17 protein-coding genes and 1 tRNA gene are annotated in these 18,025 nt (G+C 53.9%); 8 read left to right on the forward strand and 10 right to left on the reverse strand.

Annotated elements, in window-relative coordinates:
- Positions 1-18: 18 nt before the first annotated feature.
- Positions 19-555, reverse strand: coding sequence for a helix-turn-helix transcriptional regulator (locus tag GS646_RS04790; RefSeq protein ID WP_171093998.1), 537 nt, complete (start codon positions 553-555; stop codon positions 19-21).
- 212 nt (positions 556-767) lie between these two features.
- On the opposite strand from GS646_RS04790, the gene GS646_RS04795 reads away from it, so the two are divergent.
- From GS646_RS04795 to GS646_RS04815, 5 genes are all read left to right on the forward strand, one after another.
- Positions 768-2,060 (forward strand): helix-turn-helix domain-containing protein, encoded by a 1,293-nt coding sequence (locus GS646_RS04795; protein ID WP_171186738.1) that lies wholly within the window; start codon positions 768-770, stop codon positions 2,058-2,060.
- 77 nt (positions 2,061-2,137) lie between these two features.
- The gene (locus GS646_RS04800; RefSeq protein WP_171186736.1) at positions 2,138-2,518 is read left to right on the forward strand and encodes a response regulator transcription factor; all 381 of its coding nucleotides are present in this window, start codon (positions 2,138-2,140) and stop codon (positions 2,516-2,518) included.
- A gap of 176 nt (positions 2,519-2,694) precedes the next feature.
- On the forward strand, positions 2,695-2,823 hold the full coding sequence (locus GS646_RS23195) for a hypothetical protein (RefSeq protein WP_371732026.1): 129 nt from the start codon (positions 2,695-2,697) through the stop codon (positions 2,821-2,823).
- Complete coding sequence (locus GS646_RS04810; RefSeq protein ID WP_171186732.1) at positions 2,823-5,501, forward strand: sensor histidine kinase; 2,679 nt, start codon at positions 2,823-2,825, stop codon at positions 5,499-5,501. The genes GS646_RS23195 and GS646_RS04810 overlap by 1 nt, the downstream gene beginning before the upstream one ends.
- A gap of 77 nt (positions 5,502-5,578) precedes the next feature.
- Entirely contained in the window at positions 5,579-6,682 is a 1,104-nt protein-coding gene (locus GS646_RS04815; protein ID WP_171647614.1) for a FliM/FliN family flagellar motor C-terminal domain-containing protein, read from the forward strand.
- 10 nt (positions 6,683-6,692) lie between these two features.
- Here GS646_RS04815 and GS646_RS04820 read toward each other — a convergent pair whose 3' ends face one another.
- From GS646_RS04820 to GS646_RS04835, 4 genes are read right to left on the reverse strand one after another with little or no spacing between them, the layout of a single operon-like run.
- Entirely contained in the window at positions 6,693-7,124 is a 432-nt protein-coding gene (locus GS646_RS04820) for a TIGR01244 family sulfur transferase (RefSeq protein ID WP_171186728.1), read from the reverse strand.
- A 9-nt stretch (positions 7,125-7,133) separates the two neighbouring features.
- Positions 7,134-7,565, reverse strand: a complete 432-nt coding sequence (locus tag GS646_RS04825; protein WP_171186727.1) for a DUF6691 family protein — start codon at positions 7,563-7,565, stop codon at positions 7,134-7,136.
- Positions 7,565-7,993: a YeeE/YedE family protein gene (locus tag GS646_RS04830; protein ID WP_171647509.1), complete on the reverse strand. Its 429-nt coding sequence runs from the start codon at positions 7,991-7,993 to the stop codon at positions 7,565-7,567. The genes GS646_RS04825 and GS646_RS04830 overlap by 1 nt, the downstream gene beginning before the upstream one ends.
- Before the next feature lie 26 nt (positions 7,994-8,019).
- On the reverse strand, positions 8,020-8,883 hold the full coding sequence (locus GS646_RS04835) for an MBL fold metallo-hydrolase (protein ID WP_171093983.1): 864 nt from the start codon (positions 8,881-8,883) through the stop codon (positions 8,020-8,022).
- Positions 8,884-9,127: 244 nt separating this feature from the next.
- Between GS646_RS04835 and GS646_RS04840 the strand changes: the two genes are divergently transcribed.
- Positions 9,128-9,343, forward strand: coding sequence for a hypothetical protein (locus GS646_RS04840; protein WP_171093981.1), 216 nt, complete (start codon positions 9,128-9,130; stop codon positions 9,341-9,343).
- A gap of 9 nt (positions 9,344-9,352) precedes the next feature.
- On the opposite strand, the gene GS646_RS04845 is transcribed toward GS646_RS04840, so the two are convergent.
- Positions 9,353-9,571 (reverse strand): hypothetical protein, encoded by a 219-nt coding sequence (locus GS646_RS04845; protein WP_050603376.1) that lies wholly within the window; start codon positions 9,569-9,571, stop codon positions 9,353-9,355.
- A 151-nt stretch (positions 9,572-9,722) separates the two neighbouring features.
- Between GS646_RS04845 and GS646_RS04850 the strand changes: the two genes are divergently transcribed.
- Both GS646_RS04850 and GS646_RS04855 read left to right on the forward strand, forming a co-directional pair.
- The gene (locus tag GS646_RS04850; RefSeq protein WP_171177687.1) at positions 9,723-9,989 is read left to right on the forward strand and encodes a DUF2312 domain-containing protein; all 267 of its coding nucleotides are present in this window, start codon (positions 9,723-9,725) and stop codon (positions 9,987-9,989) included.
- 168 nt (positions 9,990-10,157) lie between these two features.
- Positions 10,158-10,243, forward strand: a tRNA-Leu gene (locus GS646_RS04855).
- A 264-nt stretch (positions 10,244-10,507) separates the two neighbouring features.
- Here GS646_RS04855 and GS646_RS04860 read toward each other — a convergent pair.
- The 4 genes from GS646_RS04860 to GS646_RS04875 are packed head-to-tail and all read right to left on the reverse strand — an operon-like array spanning position 10,508 to position 17,484.
- The gene (locus GS646_RS04860; protein WP_171186723.1) at positions 10,508-14,128 is read right to left on the reverse strand and encodes a P-loop NTPase fold protein; all 3,621 of its coding nucleotides are present in this window, start codon (positions 14,126-14,128) and stop codon (positions 10,508-10,510) included.
- A gap of 5 nt (positions 14,129-14,133) precedes the next feature.
- Positions 14,134-16,104, reverse strand: coding sequence for a C1 family peptidase (locus GS646_RS04865; RefSeq protein ID WP_171647507.1), 1,971 nt, complete (start codon positions 16,102-16,104; stop codon positions 14,134-14,136).
- A 58-nt stretch (positions 16,105-16,162) separates the two neighbouring features.
- On the reverse strand, positions 16,163-16,339 hold the full coding sequence (locus GS646_RS04870) for a hypothetical protein (RefSeq protein ID WP_171186719.1): 177 nt from the start codon (positions 16,337-16,339) through the stop codon (positions 16,163-16,165).
- Positions 16,339-17,484, reverse strand: a complete 1,146-nt coding sequence (locus tag GS646_RS04875) for an endonuclease/exonuclease/phosphatase family protein (RefSeq protein WP_171678549.1) — start codon at positions 17,482-17,484, stop codon at positions 16,339-16,341. Before GS646_RS04875 ends, GS646_RS04870 begins: the two co-directional genes overlap by 1 nt.
- Positions 17,485-18,025: the final 541 nt, after the last annotated feature.

Consider the following 18,025-nt stretch of genomic DNA (forward strand, 5'->3'; position numbering starts at 1 on the left):
TTTAAAGGGCCGATTGACTTACAGGGGCATCCCCGACAGCTTCGCGACCAGTTCAGACAGCTTTCGTGCGCCAAATTTTTCAAGCAACCGGGCGCGATAGGCTTCGATCGTGCGATAGCTCAGCCCCAATTCTGCGCCGATTTCCTTGGCCGACAAACCGCGGCAGGACAAGATGGCCACTTCGCGTTCACGCACTGTCAATTCAACCAGAGGTCGTTCTTCTGAGATATCCGAAAAACTCCAGATGCCGTGCCGAAACGGATCATCGGGGGTCAGTGATCGACCGCGCGCGCGACACCAGAACAGATCGCCATCGCGCCGTCTCATGACGCGTTCGTCAGTGTAATAGCCGGTGTCGCGCATGACCTGCAGGCTGCGCTCTCCGATCCGTTCCCAATCGGCGACTGAAGGATAAAGGTGCAGCAGTGGCATGTTGCGATAGTCGGCTTCTTCGCCACCGAACGTGCGCGCGAATTGCAGATTGCAGCGCCGGATAATCCGGTTTTCAAGCTCTACAAGGCCGATGGGCGCATATTCGAAGGCTGGGTCGCTCATACGGGTATCGTGCCGGGAAACTGCGCAGAAGAGAAGGGGGGAAGGGCTTTATCGTGTGATAACGACAAGTCATCCCTGTGTGGTGACCACGCTGGCTTTGTTAAAATTGTAAATCAGGATTGAAAACTTTGAACTAAACCTCAGAAATATATAACATGTTTCGATAATAATTTTCGCAATCTCGGCTTAACCTTAGCCAGGAGGATGCAAGCATGCGAGATACTTTGACGGGAAGCCGTATCCGAGAGAGGCGGCAGATTGCCGGGCTCAGGCAAGCTGAATTGGCGCGGTTGGCTGGGATTTCGGCCTCTTACCTGAACTTGATCGAACATAATCGGCGTCGGATCGGGGGCAAGCTGCTGGTGGACATCGCAGCGGCCTTGTCGGTAGAGCCTTCGGTGCTGACAAAGGGGATCGAAGCCACATTGGTGTCGGCCCTGCGCGAAGCAGCGGATGATGCGGTTGGTCAGACCGCCGAATTGGACGCTCTGGAAGAGTTCGCCGGACGCTTTCCAGGCTGGGCCGGGGTGCTGGCACAGATGCATCGCCGTGTCGTCTCGTTGGAACGCAATGTCGAGATGCTGTCTGACCGGCTGACCCATGATCCTCAGCTGGCGGCCTCGATGCACGAGGTCTTGTCAACAGCAGCAGCGATTCGATCTACGGCCGCGATTCTTGCAGACACCGAGGATATCGAGGCTGAATGGCGTGAACGGTTTCATAAGAACCTGCACCAGGATGCCGAACGATTGGCAGGCAGTTCCAAGGCGCTGGTGACGTTTCTGGACGAAAGCGATACGGCAGTCGACCCGCGCGGTGTACCTTTGGAAGAGGTCGAAGCGTTCTTTCAGGCGCGTGATTACACTTTCCCGGAATTGGAGGGTCGAGGTGAGGCTGATATCGTTGACCTGAGTGACCTTAACACTGCGGCGGCCCGAGCCGTCGCACGTGATATGTTGGAAACACTGAGCGCTGACGCACAAGCCATGCCAATGGATGCGGTTGCTTCGTTTGTTCAGGACGCTGGCCCGGATCCGATTAACCTTGCGCGCCACTTTTCTGTGGACATGGCAACGGTCCTGAGACGCTTGGCATGTTTGCCCGAAAGTGTTGTGTCTGGCCCGATCGGCTTGGTGCTGTGCGATGCGTCCGGCAGCATCTTGTTCCTCAAGCCGGTTCCGGGATTTGCCATGCCAAGACATGGCGAGGCTTGCCCCCTTTGGCCAGTTTTTACTGCTTTGAACCGCCCCCTGGTGCCGGTGCGCAAGCGCGTTGTGCAGACTGGACGGGCCTCGGCCACGTTTGAGTGTTTCGCGTATGCCTGGCCGCATTCTGTGGCCGGGTACGATCAAGATCCAGCCTATCGATCTGTCATGTTGGTGCGCCCCGAGCCGGAAACAGCTTTCGAACCAGCAGTTACCGAGGTTGGACCTAATTGTCGGGTCTGCCCCCGCAATGATTGCACAGCACGCCGCGAGCCGTCGATTTTGAGCGAAGGTTTTTGACACTTTCCTGACAGAACGCTTAATCTGGCTACGACCGGCCAAGGGATGGGCGACCGGTCTTGGGAGGAACTGAAAATATGAGCCGTAAGGTTCTGTTGATCGAGGACGAGCCGAATATCGCCGAGGCAATCCGGTTCCTGCTGACCCGCGAGGGTTGGCAGGTCGAGATTCACGGCGACGGTGCCGACGCGCTTCAGGTAATTCAGGGCGCACAGCCTGATCTGGTCATTCTGGATGTCATGCTGCCGGGCAAAAGCGGCATGGATGTTCTGCGTGATCTGAGAGAGATGGAAGAGCTGTCTGGTCTTCCTGTACTTATGCTGACGGCGCGCGGACAGTCGCGCGACCGGGAAATGGCGGAAAATGCAGGTGTCAGCCGATTTATGACGAAACCGTTTTCCAACGCCGAAGTGCTGACGGCTGTGCGTGACCTTCATGCGCAGGCGACGCGACTATAATGTCAGGCGAGAGTAACAAAAATCAGCCGCCGGGCGCACGACCTTCGGTTTTCCTGGAACGTCAAAGCTATCGCCGTCGCAGGTTGACAGACGCTGCCCGACTGCTGCCATTTCTTGGGGCTCTCTTGTTCGCACTACCGCTTCTGTGGCCAGATCGCTCCAACGGGGATGCCGCAGTGCCACTGTCATCGGCAATCTTCTACGTCTTCGTTTGCTGGGGCGCACTGATCGTGATCGGTCTGATCTTTGGCTTTGCTGCCCGCCGCATACCCACGCCCGAGGATCAAGACACAGGGGTTGAATGATGACCACTGTGAACGTTCTGATTCTCGTTTGTTTGGGCTACGTCGTATTTCTGTTTGCTGTAGCCTTCGCAGCAGATCGCATGGCTGCGGCTGGGCGTGGGAAATGGCTGCGCTCTCCACTGATCTATACGCTGTCTTTGTCGATCTATTGCACTGCTTGGACGTTCTACGGTGCTGTGGGCAACGCCGCGCGATCGGGGTTAGAGTTTGTCACCATCTACCTTGGTCCCACGCTGGTTATGGTCAGCTGGTGGTGGGGGCTGCGTAAACTTGTGCGTGTGGGGCGCAGTCAAAGGGTGACTTCGATCGCGGACCTGCTGTCGTCGCGCTATGGCAAGTCAAACACACTGGCGGTCTGCGTCACCATTCTGGCGGTGTTGGGCGGAACGCCATATATCGCGCTGCAATTACAATCGATTACGCTGTCTTTCTCGATCTTTGCCGAGGCCGACCCGTCGGGCCTGTATCGCGAAGGCTCGAGTGTGTTTTGGGTTGCGGCTGGCTTGGCCGTGTTTGCCATTCTCTTTGGCACACGCAATCTGGACGTAAATGAGCGCCATCACGGGGTGGTCACGGCGATTGCGGTCGAAGCCGTTGTTAAGCTGTTTGCACTCATCGCAGTCGGCGTTTTTGTCGTCTGGGGCATCGCCGGTGGTATCGCACCCATGATGGAGCGGATCGATGCGTCGGAAATTGGGCAGTGGAACGTCGACGCCGGGCGTTGGACGACCTTCATTTTCTTGTCTGCTGCAGCCTTTATCTGCTTGCCGCGCATGTTCCAGGTGATGGTGGTCGAGAATGACGACGAAAGCCATCTGAGAACCGCAGCCTGGGCTTTCCCGCTCTATCTTCTATTGATGAGCCTGTTTGTCGTCCCGATTGCCGTCGTGGGCCTGGACCTGCTGCCCGAAGGCGCCAATCCAGATTTGTTCGTTCTGACTGTGCCCCTGTCACAGGGTAACGATTGGCTGGCGATGCTGTCCTTTATCGGTGGATTTTCATCTGCGACATCAATGGTAATCGTGACCGCTATGGCGCTATCGACCATGGTTTCAAACCATGTCGTCATGCCCATCTGGCTGAACACACAGGAAGGCACGGGCTCAGTCTCGGGCGATGTTCGCAATATCGTTCTGATGGCCCGCCGCGTGTCTATCGCCGTTGTTATGGCGCTGGGCTATTTCTATTATCGGGCGTCGGGCGGTGGAGCAGCGCTGGCCTCGATCGGTTTGATCGCCTTTGCCGGAATTTCTCAGATCTTGCCTGCTTTGGTTGGTGGTCTGTTTTGGCGCGGGGCCACACGAACCGGTGCACTTGTCGGGCTGACGGTTGGGTTTCTTCTGTGGATTTACACCTTGCTGCTGCCTGGAATGGGCGGCGCATCAATGCCCGATGGCGTGCTGCAGAACGGGTTGTTCGGAATCGGCTGGCTGCGTCCACAGGCCCTGTTTGGGATTGAGGGGATAGATCCGATCGTCCATTCCGTGATGTGGTCGCTGTTGCTGAACACAATCGCGTTCTGCGTGGCCTCTTTGCTCAGTTTTCCCAGCCCGCTTGAGCGGTTGCAGGGGGCGCAATTTGTCAACGTGTTCGATCATTCGGTCGCTCCGCGCGGCTGGTCGGGCTCGGTCGCGCAAAGCGAAGACCTGATGATCATGACCCAGCGTATTTTGGGCACCGGTCCCGCGCAGGAGTTCTTTCAGGCCGAAGCCGAGAAGCAGGGCGGGCGGTCGCAACTACCGGAACCTACCCCCGGATTTCTCAGCCGTTTGGAACGCGAATTGAGCGGGTCCGTTGGGACGGCCACGGCCCATGCCATGATCGGCCAGATCGTGGGCGGCTCGTCAGTTTCGGTCGAAGATCTGCTGGCTGTGGCGGATGAATCCGCGCAATTGCTGGAATACTCCAGCCAGCTTGAGGTGAAGTCATCCGAGCTTAGCCGAACGGCGCGGCAACTGCGCGAGGCTAATTCCAAACTTACACAGGTGTCGGCGCAAAAGGACAACTTCCTTAGTCAGGTCAGTCATGAATTGCGGACGCCCATGACCTCGATCCGGGCGTTTTCTGAAATCATGCGTGACACTGAAGGTCTGAGCCGTGAGGAACAAACCCGATACGCCACAATCATCCACGATGAGGCGCTGCGATTGACTCGCCTGCTGGACGATCTGCTGGATCTGAGTGTTCTGGAAAACGGTCAGGTCAACCTCAACATCAGTGATGACAGTTTGCGTTCGGTTCTGGATCGTGCCGTGTCCAGCGCATTGGCCGGAGCAGGCCGCAAGATAACTGTACGGCGCGCACGAGCTGCTGAGCGGATTGTTTTGCACACGGATTTGGACAGGCTGGGGCAGGTGTTCATAAACCTGATCTCAAACGCACAGAAATACTGCGATGCGGTCGAGCCAGTGCTGACAATTTCAGCATATGACGTTGGCGGGCGGGTTATCATTGATTTCATAGACAACGGCAGTGGTATTCCGCCCGGCGCGCGCTCGATGGTGTTCGAGAAATTTGCGCGCGTTGGCGTCGACAAGGCCGGCGGGGCAGGGCTGGGTCTGGCCATCTGCCGCGAGATCATGCAGCGACTTGGGGGTGAGATCACCTATCTGCCGGGACAGGGCGGAGCGGCGTTTCGAGTGAGCTTGCCTTTGGCTCATCGGCAAGCTGCTCAGTGATGCGGTCATAAAGAACTTTGTAACGTTCGGCGATGTAAACCTATTACCAGTTGCTGGAACAATTGGTGATCGGCGTCATGTCAGAAACCGTCAATGCCGCCTTGGCGCGGAAACTGACCGTTGGTCAGAAAGATCTGGGTGACCGTCCGCGCTCGGTTCTGCGGGCGCTGCGTCTGGGGTTTGCGCGGGCCGCAAACGACCGCGTGAATCTATCGCTTGCAATAATTGGGGCTAAGCAATCCAGCCGCTCTGCCGAGGATCTGGTCGAAGCGATTGGTCCGGATTGGCTGTTGCTGGTATTTGACGGGCCTGGGGGGCGTTTGGCGGCTTGCCTTGACCCGCATCTGGTGTCTGCCATCGTTCAAACCCAAACGATTGGAGAGGTCTTGCAGGACGATCCGGCTCCTCGTGCATTTACAGACACGGACGCCGCCATGTCTGCGCTTCTGATCGAAGCTGCTCTGACCCGATCCGCCGGTCTGATTGACCCGACAGCAGAACAGGTTTGCCTTGTTGGTCATGAGTATGCATCGCGCGCTGCGAACCTTCGGGAACTGTCGCTGGCTCTGACAGATGAAGCATATCGGGTCTTTGATCTGACCGTCGATTTGGCCAATGGGATAAAGCAAGGGCATATCTCGGTCTTTGTGCCAGAATCCCCAATCGTGTCTGACATAGCTGATGAGGCATCGGATCATTCAGGTCCGCGACTTGAGCATTCCTCGGGTGTGGTGAAGGCCGATTTGAACGCGGCTTTGTGTCGGATGACCGTGCCGTTGTCTATGCTGACCGCTATGCAAATTGGCGACATCCTGCCCCTGCGTGGGGCGCGTTTGGACCGAACCGAGATCCTGACGATCGAACGCACGCGGGCAGGTGTTGGTCGCTTGGGCCAGTGCGGAGGGTTGCGCGCTGTACGCTTGAACGAACATGCTGCGCTACCAGCGCTAAGCGGAACTGAAGCCCAGGAGTTTATTGAAAGCCGCGGAGGGATTCACCCGCAGGACAGTTTGGACGAACCAATGGCCAACGTGGTAGAAATCACACCCCCGGTGCCCATGACGGACTTTGAGGGGAGCCTTTCAGAAGATCTGATCCTGGACGACTCTGATCGGATGGTGGCCGAAATCTCTCAACTGGCCGGGCTGAATACACCCGAACCAGAGAACGGCAGCTCGTAACGCAGAGTGTTTAACCCATTTTGGTGCGAAGACTGTCCAAAGCAGGGCGCAAATTTTCCAACTGATATCCTGCATTTGTCGTTGCGTTCAGGATTTCATCTGTACTCATTTGGTCGCATTGCCCTAAAGCCCAAACAACGGAACATCGCGTGCCCGACGCACAGTAGGCCAAGACCGGTCCGCCGCATCTCTCTGCCATCTCACGTTGCAGTTTCACGTTCTCGGGTGTCATCGTCTGATGCGTCAGCTCCAGCACCTCATATTCCATGCCCGCAGCACGCACGGCATCGCCGATTGCATCGGATTGCATCACGGGCGGGACCTCGACATTGGGGCGGTTGCAGATCACCTTCACAAAGCCGGCAGCGGCTATTGCAGGCACATCCTCAACTGTGATCTGCGGCGATACGGCATAGCGGGGGGTGATGGGTCGAATCTCCATGCCAATTCCTTAGGCCGCGTTTGCCGCTCTGTCCAGTTGCGCGCCAAATGTTGGGGCAACGAACATGCCTGCCGCCATCGAAATCAGAAAGACCACACCGCCAAGCCCTCCGTAACTCAACGACGCCATCGCTGGTCCGGGGCAAAGACCAACCAGCCCCCAACCCATTCCAAACAGTACTGATCCTACGACCAACTTTCGGTCTACTTCGGGTTTTGCAGCTGGCGGAAATGCGTTCCCGGTCAAAGACTTGCGTCCTGCTGTCAAACGCCATGCGATCAGCATAGGCAAAATCGCTCCACCCATCACGAAGGCCAAAGTCGGGTCCCAGTTGCCGAAAACATCCAGCCACCCTTGAACCTTTGTCGTATCGGTCATGCCCGAAATCAACAATCCGGCACCGAAAAGTGATCCGGCAAGTAAAGCAATGAAATGGCGCATCAGATCAGGCCCCACAAGTGACGCAAGAAAACCAGGGTCACGCCCCCGGCTAGAATATAAAAGACGGTGGCCACGATCCCGCGCAGTGAAAACCGGGAAATGCCGCAAACCCCGTGACCAGACGTGCAGCCATTGGCGATACGTGTGCCAACGCCAACCAGCAACCCGGCGATGACGACAAGGATCAAGTTGCTGGTAAGATGTGTCTGAACTTCGGGCGCAATCAGCGGGCGCAATAGAAACGGCGTACCGATCAGGCCAGCAACAAAGGCCAACTTCTCGGCCATCGTATCGCGGGCGCTGCCATCAACAAGGCCGCCCAGGATGCCGCTTGCGCCCATGATCCGACCGTTGCCAAGCAGATAAACAGCCCCGCCCAGACCAATCTGTAAACCGCCGAACAGGCCCATGACCCACTCTATATTCATGAGGTTTATCCCTTTGTTTACCCGTGTCAGAGTTTGTTGATCGGCAGTTTCAGAAAGACATCACCTTCCTCATCTGCAGGCGGCATCTGTCCTGCGCGCATATTGACCTGCAAGGACGGCAAAATCAGGCGCGGCATAGCCAGTGTCGCATCGCGTGCGTCGCGCATTTCCACAAACTCTTCGATGCTGCGGCCTTGTCCGATATGGACGTTCAGGGCCTTTTGCTCGCCCACCGTCGTTTCCCACGCGTATTCGTCGCGGCCTGGGGCCTTGTAGTCGTGGCCCACGTAGATTCGCGTCTCATCTGGCAGGGTCAGAATTTTCTGGATCGACGCGTAGAGGGTCGCCGAGGAGCCGCCGGGGAAATCGCATCGTGCCGTTCCGAAATCGGGCATGAACAGCGTGTCTCCAACAAAAGCTGCGTCGCCGATCACATAGGTCAGGCAGGCAGGTGTGTGACCTGGGGTGTGCAGCACGTCTCCGCGCATCTGGCCGATGTGGAAACTGTCGCCTTCCGAAAACAACGCGTCGAACTGGCTGCCATCGCGCTGGAACTCGGTTCCTTCGTTGAAAACCTTGCCGAACGTGTCCTGAACGGTGACGATCTGAGCACCAATCCCGATTTTGCCGCCCAGTTCCTGTTGCAGATAGGGGGCCGCAGACAGATGATCGGCGTGAACGTGGCTTTCCAGAATCCATTCAACCCTAAGGTCGTGACTGCGCACATAGTCGATGATCTGATCAGCCGAAGCGGTCGTTGTTCGACCCGAGGCGTGATCAAAATCCAAAACGCTGTCGATAATGGCGCAGGCGCGCCCTTGTGGTTCGTAGACGACGTAAGACACCGTAAAGGTTTGATCGTCGAAAAACGCTTTCACTGCGGGCGTCATATTGTCCTCCATTTCGGTTGCTTAATTCATATATGTATTTCGGAATGTGACACAACTGCCAATCTGAATTTGATGCCCGTCAAGGCAGGTTCGATTAAAATGGCTTAAACTTTAACCCATCTGCGCCGAATTGCCGAAATTACGATTACGTCAGGCAAAAACCCGCACATATTCAGGTTAACATCTGCGGGTCTTATTCCCGTTACCTATATGAGGGATACTGGCAACACTTGGGAGGATGGTTATGACAGCAACTAATCTGTATTCCGAAGCAGAACAGCTTGAACAAAAGCTTCAAGGCGCGTGTCTGGACACGCGATTGGCGCTGCAACCGAGTGTGAGCAAGGTTGTTGATCGAATGCGACAGCAGGGTATGCACGTGCCGTCGCGATTGCGGCGACTGGATGCGGCTTTGTGCGAAGACGCGATGGAAGCGCAGTTCGATAACCTGCCGATCTGACCTAGGCGGTCATCCGAAGGATATCCCGAGGATGACCATCATCAATCCAATAACCGACAAGAACAAAGAGGCCAGGTTCCAGGGCAGTACGCCCTGAACAACCGCACGCAATTCGTCATCCGACAAACCGGCCTTGCGCGCTTTCATCACGCGAAGAATACACCAGACAAGACCGCAAAGCCCGGCAAGGGACAGGGCTGCTCCGCCCCAGGTGATGAATTCAAACATGGTTCCCCACATCTCATCGTGAACTGACCCCGCGCTTAACGGATCGGATCAGGTGGCACAAGTGCGTCTGAGGATTGGGTGCTTGCGACCCGGGCTACAGCACTGTATCCGGCATCTTGCATCAGATTTTCAGCCTTTGGGAGAGACGCATATGGAAGACATCACCGAAGATCAGGCCGCCGCCAATTACCGCGTGACCGCAGGCGAGCTGCGCCAGTTCATCGAACGGTTCGAACGTCTGGATGCCGAGAAAAAGGACCTGGCCGAACAGCAGAAAGAAGTCATGGCCGAAGCCAAAGCCCGGGGCTACGACACCAAGGTCATGCGCAAAGTGATCGCGCTGCGCAAGCGTGACAAGGACGACATTGCCGAAGAAGAGGCCGTGTTGGAGATGTACAAAGAAGCACTTGGTATGTGAGACCTTCCGGCAAGGAGGGGCGGTGCCTCTCCCTTGTCAGGCCAAAGGGCGAGTATGGCTTGGGATTGGACCGCCGACCATATTTCCGACCTCATCTGCATCAAAGCGCATTGTTCTCGTCCTGTAGTGATTGTAAGGAAACTGCATAGCCCAAATGGGCCGCGCCGTGCGGGCGTGATGGAATGGTAGACATATCAGACTTAAAATCTGAAGGGCGTATGCCCGTGTGGGTTCGAGTCCCACCGCCCGCACCAAAATTCTCACCAAAGTCACTGAAAAAACAGTAGAAAAAATTACCCCACCGAAGCAGGCCCCAATCGGCGTTGGAAAGGCGGCCTTTCGGGAAACTGCAACGCAGCATCAACCGGGACACTCAAAATTTGAAATGGGTCGGGAATGATTTCTTGGTAACTTGAGATTTTTCACTGTAGCCGTAACCATGTTACTTTGGTAACTCCGGGCCGTGGAAAACTCTCTCTTCTCTTTCCAGCCTGCTCACCCAGAGCTTGTTCATCCTCTTACTCTTTCGAACTTGGCGGCTGCGCTTTGTCGTCGTTTCTAATGGTCTGAACTGCATCAGAGGATGCGAATGTATAGCGGCGTGCGATAGGTGCCGTTTGCTTCAATCGTTCATAGAGATCCAAATGAGCAGATTTAGGACTCCCATCGGAAGGCAGAACCAGACGCAAGGGTTCCCATATCAAGTCAGATAGATCAGACGGAAGGCGAAGTTCAGGTTCTTGCTCAAGATCATCCGATCCGCTGACATCAAAATAGCCTGAATAATCTCCACTCGCTTCGATCAAATCGAAATGATGAACGGCCGCTTCAGGAGAGCCCGTTGCGAGAGCCAGCTGAGCTATGAGCGCCCGGCAGGCAAGTTCGTCCTCGTCATGGTTGACAAGCGGGGTACCATCTTTTTTGTCGACTGATTTTATCAGTCCATAGACATTCACAAACCGTAGAAGTTTTCTTGGAGAGCGTCCCGCAAAGGGGGCGAATTCCTCCAGAATTCTTTGCTCAGTTTCAGTTATGTCTACTGGACGGGTTAGAACCTCAGAATCACGGTCGTTGTCGTTCTCCTCCCCACCTGGTTCGTCAACGTCGTCATAGGTCTCATCATCGTCCAGAGACTGATCACCTGTCTTTGCTTGCCCCTGTGAAGGGTCCTTACTTTTGGTTTCAGAGTTCGCTTCGAGCGATGTAGCTGACTCATTCCTTGTTTCAGATGGATCCTTGTCACCTTCGCTCTGGTCATCATTATCGTTTTGGTCGGGCAGGGCCACTGTTGTCGGAACTATGCCTTTGACGAAGTTCTTAGCAATGTTGCCTTCCATTCGCCGTGTCCAATAGGGAATCTGAAAGATCTTCTCCAAATAGTCCTTTGGGTTTGCCCCACTTGTTCCATCCACCAGGCTTCCAAGCTCTTCTTTCAGAGATGTTTCCATCCACCTGGTATCGACTCCGACCACGACCACGAAGAGAGGGAAAGTCAGGAACAGATGAACAGCTTGGAGAACTCCATAGACCTTATTTGGAGGACACCGATCCAAATCGTCGATATAGAGTACGATCCTGTCGAAGGTCGTTCCCAACTGAACCCCAGATTTATTGGTCTCGATAAGCTGGTTCAGCGCTTCATTGACCGGCGCATAGGCTTTCTTGTTCAGGGTGTATCGCGACTTTATGGCATCAATCTGAGCCGCAACATGGTTTTGGTGATCCTTCAGGATATCTTCCTCTTTGCGACCATCCTTGGAGTTCTGAACAAGAGCTGAAAGCTGTTCGAAATCTCGACGGATCGTATCAATGATACCGAGATGTTTGGTGTAGATATCACTCTCTGCACGCTCGCGAATAAATGCTGCGACCCGACCCGCACTCGTATTCTCCATCAGTCGGCTTTGAGCTTCAGCAACAGCCTCTTCCGACTGAATTAACACTGATTTTGCATCATCAATGTCGGTTTCCAGCTCTGCCAGCGGGGTTGTACGTTTTGCGTCGATTTCATTGAATTTAGTCTCCAACTTACGCAAAGCGGTTACGCCCCTCTTTGCGAAGCCAGTAACGACACCAAGCCATGCAGTGACACTGGCTGCTAAGCCAGAAATCGTCGTAACAGCCTCATTGAGCTTAAATTCAGAGGAGAGCCCGAAAAACTGATTTGTCTCCGCATAGTTTATGAGCCAACCGACAATAAAGGGACCTAGCAAAACGGCTACTGCCAAACCGGCCAAATTGAACGGTGAAGCAACGCGGGATCGCAAGGACCTGAATAACAAATCTGCATCTGAAGCTGTTTTTCGTGCTTCAGTAATCACGTTTTGCAGATTTGTTGCTTCGTCGTTGAGTTGTTGGAGGCCTAGTGTGTTGAGAGCACCTTCTATCTTGCCGTCAGAGAACGCGGCGCTTTCCAACTCGGCGAGAACAGCTTCCCAATATTCCCTGGTTTGTACCTCCGCATCGGTCAGGTCTTGACGTGCGCTTTCGAGAGCTTTCACCCTTTCTGCCAAAGCTTCGATGGCGTTCAGCCGTTCTTCCTGCGCCGTGGTCAGGCTATCAAACAAGGCATCGATTTCGTCACCTTTTGTGGTGCCGCCATTCTCGCGGCGCAGCCATGCGTCGAGATCTTTGAAGATCACATCAACTAGGCTCGCCCAAACATTGGATTCCATATAATGCCAGGCATTGAATGGAATGCGCACAATCTTATCATGGAAAGAAGGCTCAGCTTGCGTTGGCTGACCGTCGACACCCCTGACTTTCTGATCTTCGAGTTTGCCGATCGCTTCTTCAATTTGGTTCATGAAGAAGGTCTTGCCGCTTCCCCATGGTCCGAACACACCGATTGCAAGCGGCGGCTTGAATTTGGTTGACGCAATCAAACGGGCAAACGCCCGAGCTTCCTCTTTAACGTCGAGCAAGTCCTTTTTTTGATCTGTTAAATCGTTTTGGGTATTGGGGACGTGCAGGACCTGAAACTCGCGATCAGACTCATCTGTTTCCGCATCTTCACTTTCTGTCGGTGCCTCGCGCGATTGTGTCGCTGGACCGTCAGCAAGGCCATTTTGATCGACCCATCCAAGGAATTGCCGCAGCTCCTCGGTTCGTGAATTTTGGACAGCCTGTTCGTAGATGCGTTCAATGAGACCTTCTAGATCGGTATTGAAAACGTCTTCATAGATGTTGTCGTTGGGATGAGCGTTCAACAGCGCAGCCAATAAAGCGTCAGCCGAGATCAACCCGTCACCTGAAATTACCTTGGCTTGTGCAATCGCACGTGCGGCGCTTGGACTCATTTTTTCCATTGGAACCGCGTCACTGCGTTTGAGTGCTGTGATCGGAGTGAGGGAGTCTGCCCAATGAACGTCGAGTTCCGCATCGTCACCATTGGGCGAGGCCAGTTGATAGAGGCACAAGGCAGCAACGTTCTTTCTGGAGTTCTTTTGCAGACCTTTGCCTCGCAAAAGAATCCCAAAAAACAAATGTGTCCAAGTCAGCTCCCCTGAACGACGACTTGATACACCGCTACAAGCTCGGGCTAGTTGAAGAGAGAGAGCCGCATCCCGGTCGAGCCAGGCGTGAATTTTGTCAACATGTCGGGTGACAACATCAATTCGATCTCTGTCTTCCAACAGCGCGCGCAAAGATGGAAGGTCGTGAACATTTGCGCGACGAATTCCGTCCTCGGGTGTTTCGAGTTCATCAACCAGCCCGACGGCGACATCGCGATCGATCGGAAAGTTCGTGCCCTGTTGACCATAGATCGAGGCCGCCGACGCAACGCGATGATCGTGCCAAACGAGGTAATCAGGCAGGGCTTTGTCTGGGAAATAGCCTTGCGTTTCAACGGGAATGCCTTCAGCTGATTGCGCATTTCGAAGTGTAACGGGTTGGCCAGCTACAACACCGAACCCAACAAAACCCCGCCACGCCTGATCCTTTGGGTAGTCTTTCGGTCGAGGGCCGGCTCGCAGGAAGAACACAGAGTCTCCAGGAGCTGGTTGTTGTTTTCTTTTGCTGTTCCACAGCCAATTGACGATGCCCTCTGATTTCTGATTTTGACTTTCATCAAGAAGGCGTTCGGTTCGATCACCGTTTGTATATTGGAAAATCCAGAAACTTTGGGGCGCATCCATTCTTGTTAATATCCCCTCACATCCTCTTCAGAAAACCCTTTGCCCGTATCCGGCTTCTCGCCGAGAATGTTCTCTAGGACGTCGTTCATGGTTGCCTGATCATTATCGAAGCCGCCATGAGTTTTGCTGTTTGTGATATTTGAAGACCGGCCTGCGTAGTGAACTTTGTACCCCGCCTTTGACGGTAGCTTCTCTTCGAATTTTTCCATGCCCAACAGAGGCATCTTCTTTTTGTCTTCGAATGCGTTTGAAACGAAGTAGAGCAGCGATTTTCGATAAGGACCAACGCTGTCATCCTTTTCGCGTTGATCAATCAAATTGTACTGCCATAGCTTTGTGATGCCGCTAGCTGATGATGTTTTTGCAATTCTTGGCTCGTAGCTTTTGTTGTAGAGATCGACCGTGCAGGCCGGGGCCATGAGAGACACAGACTTGATCGGGCTTGAAAGCGGGTTCATTGCCTCCATGGCTTCTAAAAGATGTGCGATCAGAATAGAGCCGGCACTGTGGCCAACGAGATGGATTTGAAGGGGTTTCGAACGGCTTGCATTGCCAGCCAATAGTGTTTTGAGTGCCTGGCGCCCCCCACCAGAGGCCTTAAAACTTTGTTCCGCGTCCCATTTCATGTCCTTCCAGATGGCGGTGCCGGGACCGCGCGCAAAGAACTCGATGACACGATCTGAGAAATCCGTTGCGGCTCCGACGCGACCCTCAGTTCTTTTGTTCGATGAAAAGATTACGTCCTTTAGCGATTCAAAGAAGCCGGTCTCCCACATAAAGTGGATCGGGTAGATGCCGTTGCGCTTGAAGATCTCCTTCATTTTACGCACCCGCGTTGCTGACGCGGCAGCACTGTTGAGGCCGCCATGGGCATAGAACATCAGGTGTTTGTAATCACGCTCAGCAGTTGCAGTTTCATCAGCCAGGAATTTGGCTGTTTCCCGGATCGTTGTGATCGGGGTGGGGTATTTACCAGTTCCTTTCAGTTTCCCATCGTCCAGATGGATGATGTGTCCAATGATTTCTTCCTGCCGGGGAGCGGCTACGTTCTCTGAACCAAAGAGGGCTTCAGCTTCTTTGGTCGGTTTCGTTACGGTAAGGTCAAAAGCATCGGGAGTTGGCACCGAAAGACGCAGGACCCATGCGTCCATGACTGTCTCAGCCCAGTCCTCGTACCGCCATCGTGCAATGCCGGGCCTGCCGTTAAAGCCACCCCAATCTTCACCCCATGAGTTTTGAATGAGGAAACCTTTTTCATCGTAACCGACGATGATGAAGGCGTGCCCGCCCATATTTATATAGGATGGTTTGATATCGCCTTTTACCCGATCTGTGCTTGGTTTCTGCCAGCCGCGGTGAATGCGGGCGGAAACATATATGACGCCGGTTTCGTTCAATGCGGCATGATAGTCGATAATTTCTGGTTTCAATCGAAAGTAAGCGCCAAGACCCAGTTTGCGTGCATCTTTTGCGTGGCTAACTTTGAGGTACCAATTGTTATCGCCATCCTTGTAGGGGGCTTCTTCTTCGCTGCAAACGCCATTGTGATAGAAGCCCTTCAAGGCTGCTCGGATCGTTGAGCCTTCATATTCTTCACCTGGCCAAGGGTCATTAATCTTGGCCATTTCATAGAGCATTCGAGGGCTTGAAAGAGGAGGTATTCGCGGGGTTTCGAGCTTCTGGTGCCGCTGATAGTTCATCAAATTAATAGCGCTAGACAGGGCGAACCCAGTGCATGCACCTTCTAAACCTTGATCAAGGATCGGGCTTTCGTCCTCACTTGGAGGGTCCATCGTCATCTTGAGATCAAGCAGAGCCGGCTCATAGATCCGGTCTCTGAGATCCGGTCCGTCTGTCAAGGCGTTGAGAACCCTGTTCCCAAGTCTTGGAGCATTATCCAGCGTTTTGGAGGGGTCGGCAATTTTTTTGGATGCTGACTTCTGGGTCTTGCGCGATTTTGTTGGGCATTTGCTCACAGGGATCCCTCCGATTGGGCTTGTTCCAATATACTGTTCTTAAGAATTAATTTGCTCACTACTTGTCAGAAAAACTGTAGCCCGGAATGTTCCCTGCGCAAAGGATCGTCTCCCGTAATCCCAGAGCATGCAATTTTCTCAAAAAACCGGCACGGTTGGATTCGCGATTGTGACCGGTACCGGTCATCAAACAAAGTGCAAAGGTGCCGTAGAGCGTTTTGGCGAACAGTCTCATCAAGAGACTCTGGGTATCATGTCTACGCTTACGGGCCTGTGGTCACTTAGTACGTCACGACCAAATTTCGCTTCCGCTTCCTCGTGTAGAAGATGTTCGACACGTCCCGCACCGGATTGGACTTGAAGCGGGCTTGTGCCAGAACGGGTTAGAGCCTGAGAGAACAGAATATGATCGAGAAGGATATGCTCTTCACGCTCCGGGTCTAAGGAGTCTTTAAATTTCGCTGTCCATCGAAGTTCTGTCGGTTGATCGAACAATGCGTGGTTCAAAAATTTTCGTGCAAAAAACACTTCGCCTTGCAGGTTTGAGATCAAATCGTGCAAGAGATATTCCCGCTCCATCAGTTCTTTGCCGGGCCCGTCATTAAGATCGCCCACTACAAAGATCGAAGGATCAGCCTCTTGAGCGAAACGCCGGTCGATATAGGCCCGGATCACCAGCGCCTCAGAACTCAGTTTAACGCGGGCTCCATGTGAAGCCGCGATGTACTCACGCACTTTCTTTGATGAAGCCAGATAGTCGTCGAAGCTCTCGCCAACTTTGCGTGCACGCGGCTTACCACCTGTGAACTTGCTCTTGAGATGGGCTCCAATGACCTCGTGTTGCGCGCCTCCGAAGTTGAAACGAAGAATTTGCGGCTCTCGATAAAAGGAATGCGAAACACGTGACGAGACAGGAACATCCTTGACACCACCAACAGTTTTGAGGCGCGGTAACGCGACTTTCCATTCTCCGTCTATGCTGACGGAGGGGTCTTCGACTGCTGCAAACTGACGCCAGGTTGATATCGGAACAAGGCTTGGTGAAATGCGGTCTGCGACATCCTTCTTGACCAAAAACCACTGCCATTGCCGACCGTCTGTCGCATATCCATCGCCGCTGCCACGCTTGATGAGATCATACTCCTTTGCGTGTTTTTTTACGAAGTCCGCCATTTCGTCTTCACCCTCAGGCGCTTCGCAAAGGAACAAGATTGAGGCGTCCAACATATCAATGTATTGCGAGACGGATTTCACTCGCTTTTTCGCGTCACCCATTTTGGGGACTTTGTGCGGGAATTTGTATTCCTCCGGAGCATATTTTCCCGAGACAACTCCCCAAGCGCTATCCAGCCATTCGGCGTTCCAACAAGTTAGTTTCAATTGCTTCCCCCAAAAGTGATCACTCAAATATACTTTAGTAGAGTAACAAAGCTTTGGGTTGTGGCAAGAATCTTGCGGTCAAAGAATCGTTCGGCGTAGAAGGTGCGAATTGACCTGAGTACCTGTATCTCCTCCGTTTTTGCTTAGAGGCCGCCTGAACAATGGGTGCCCATTCCGATGAACTCGGTTCCATAAGGCCTTCGGAATGATGTTGATTCAGAGGTTATGGTTGCCTGAGCAGCCCTCACAAGATGCGGCAGGCGATCAAAGCCATGTCCAGCGATCTACTGGCTCGACCGCGTCCCGGTTACGCTGAAGTAGCGAATATGTCTCCTCAGATGGGCTGTACCGTGGCGACGGTGACCAAGGTGGAACGGCACGAAAGGATCGAACCATCATGCTGGGGTCGCAATCACGCGAGACCGGCTAAACGGCAGCTCAGGGTTCTATTCGACCAGTTCGGATCTGTCGCATAGAAAGCCTGGTGCGAGCCCCAATCTGTCTTCTGCTGCGGGTCAGCCAAATGTCCGCTTTTCTGTCA

The organism is Ruegeria sp. HKCCD4315 (assembly GCF_013112245.1).
GTDB lineage: Bacteria > Pseudomonadota > Alphaproteobacteria > Rhodobacterales > Rhodobacteraceae > Ruegeria.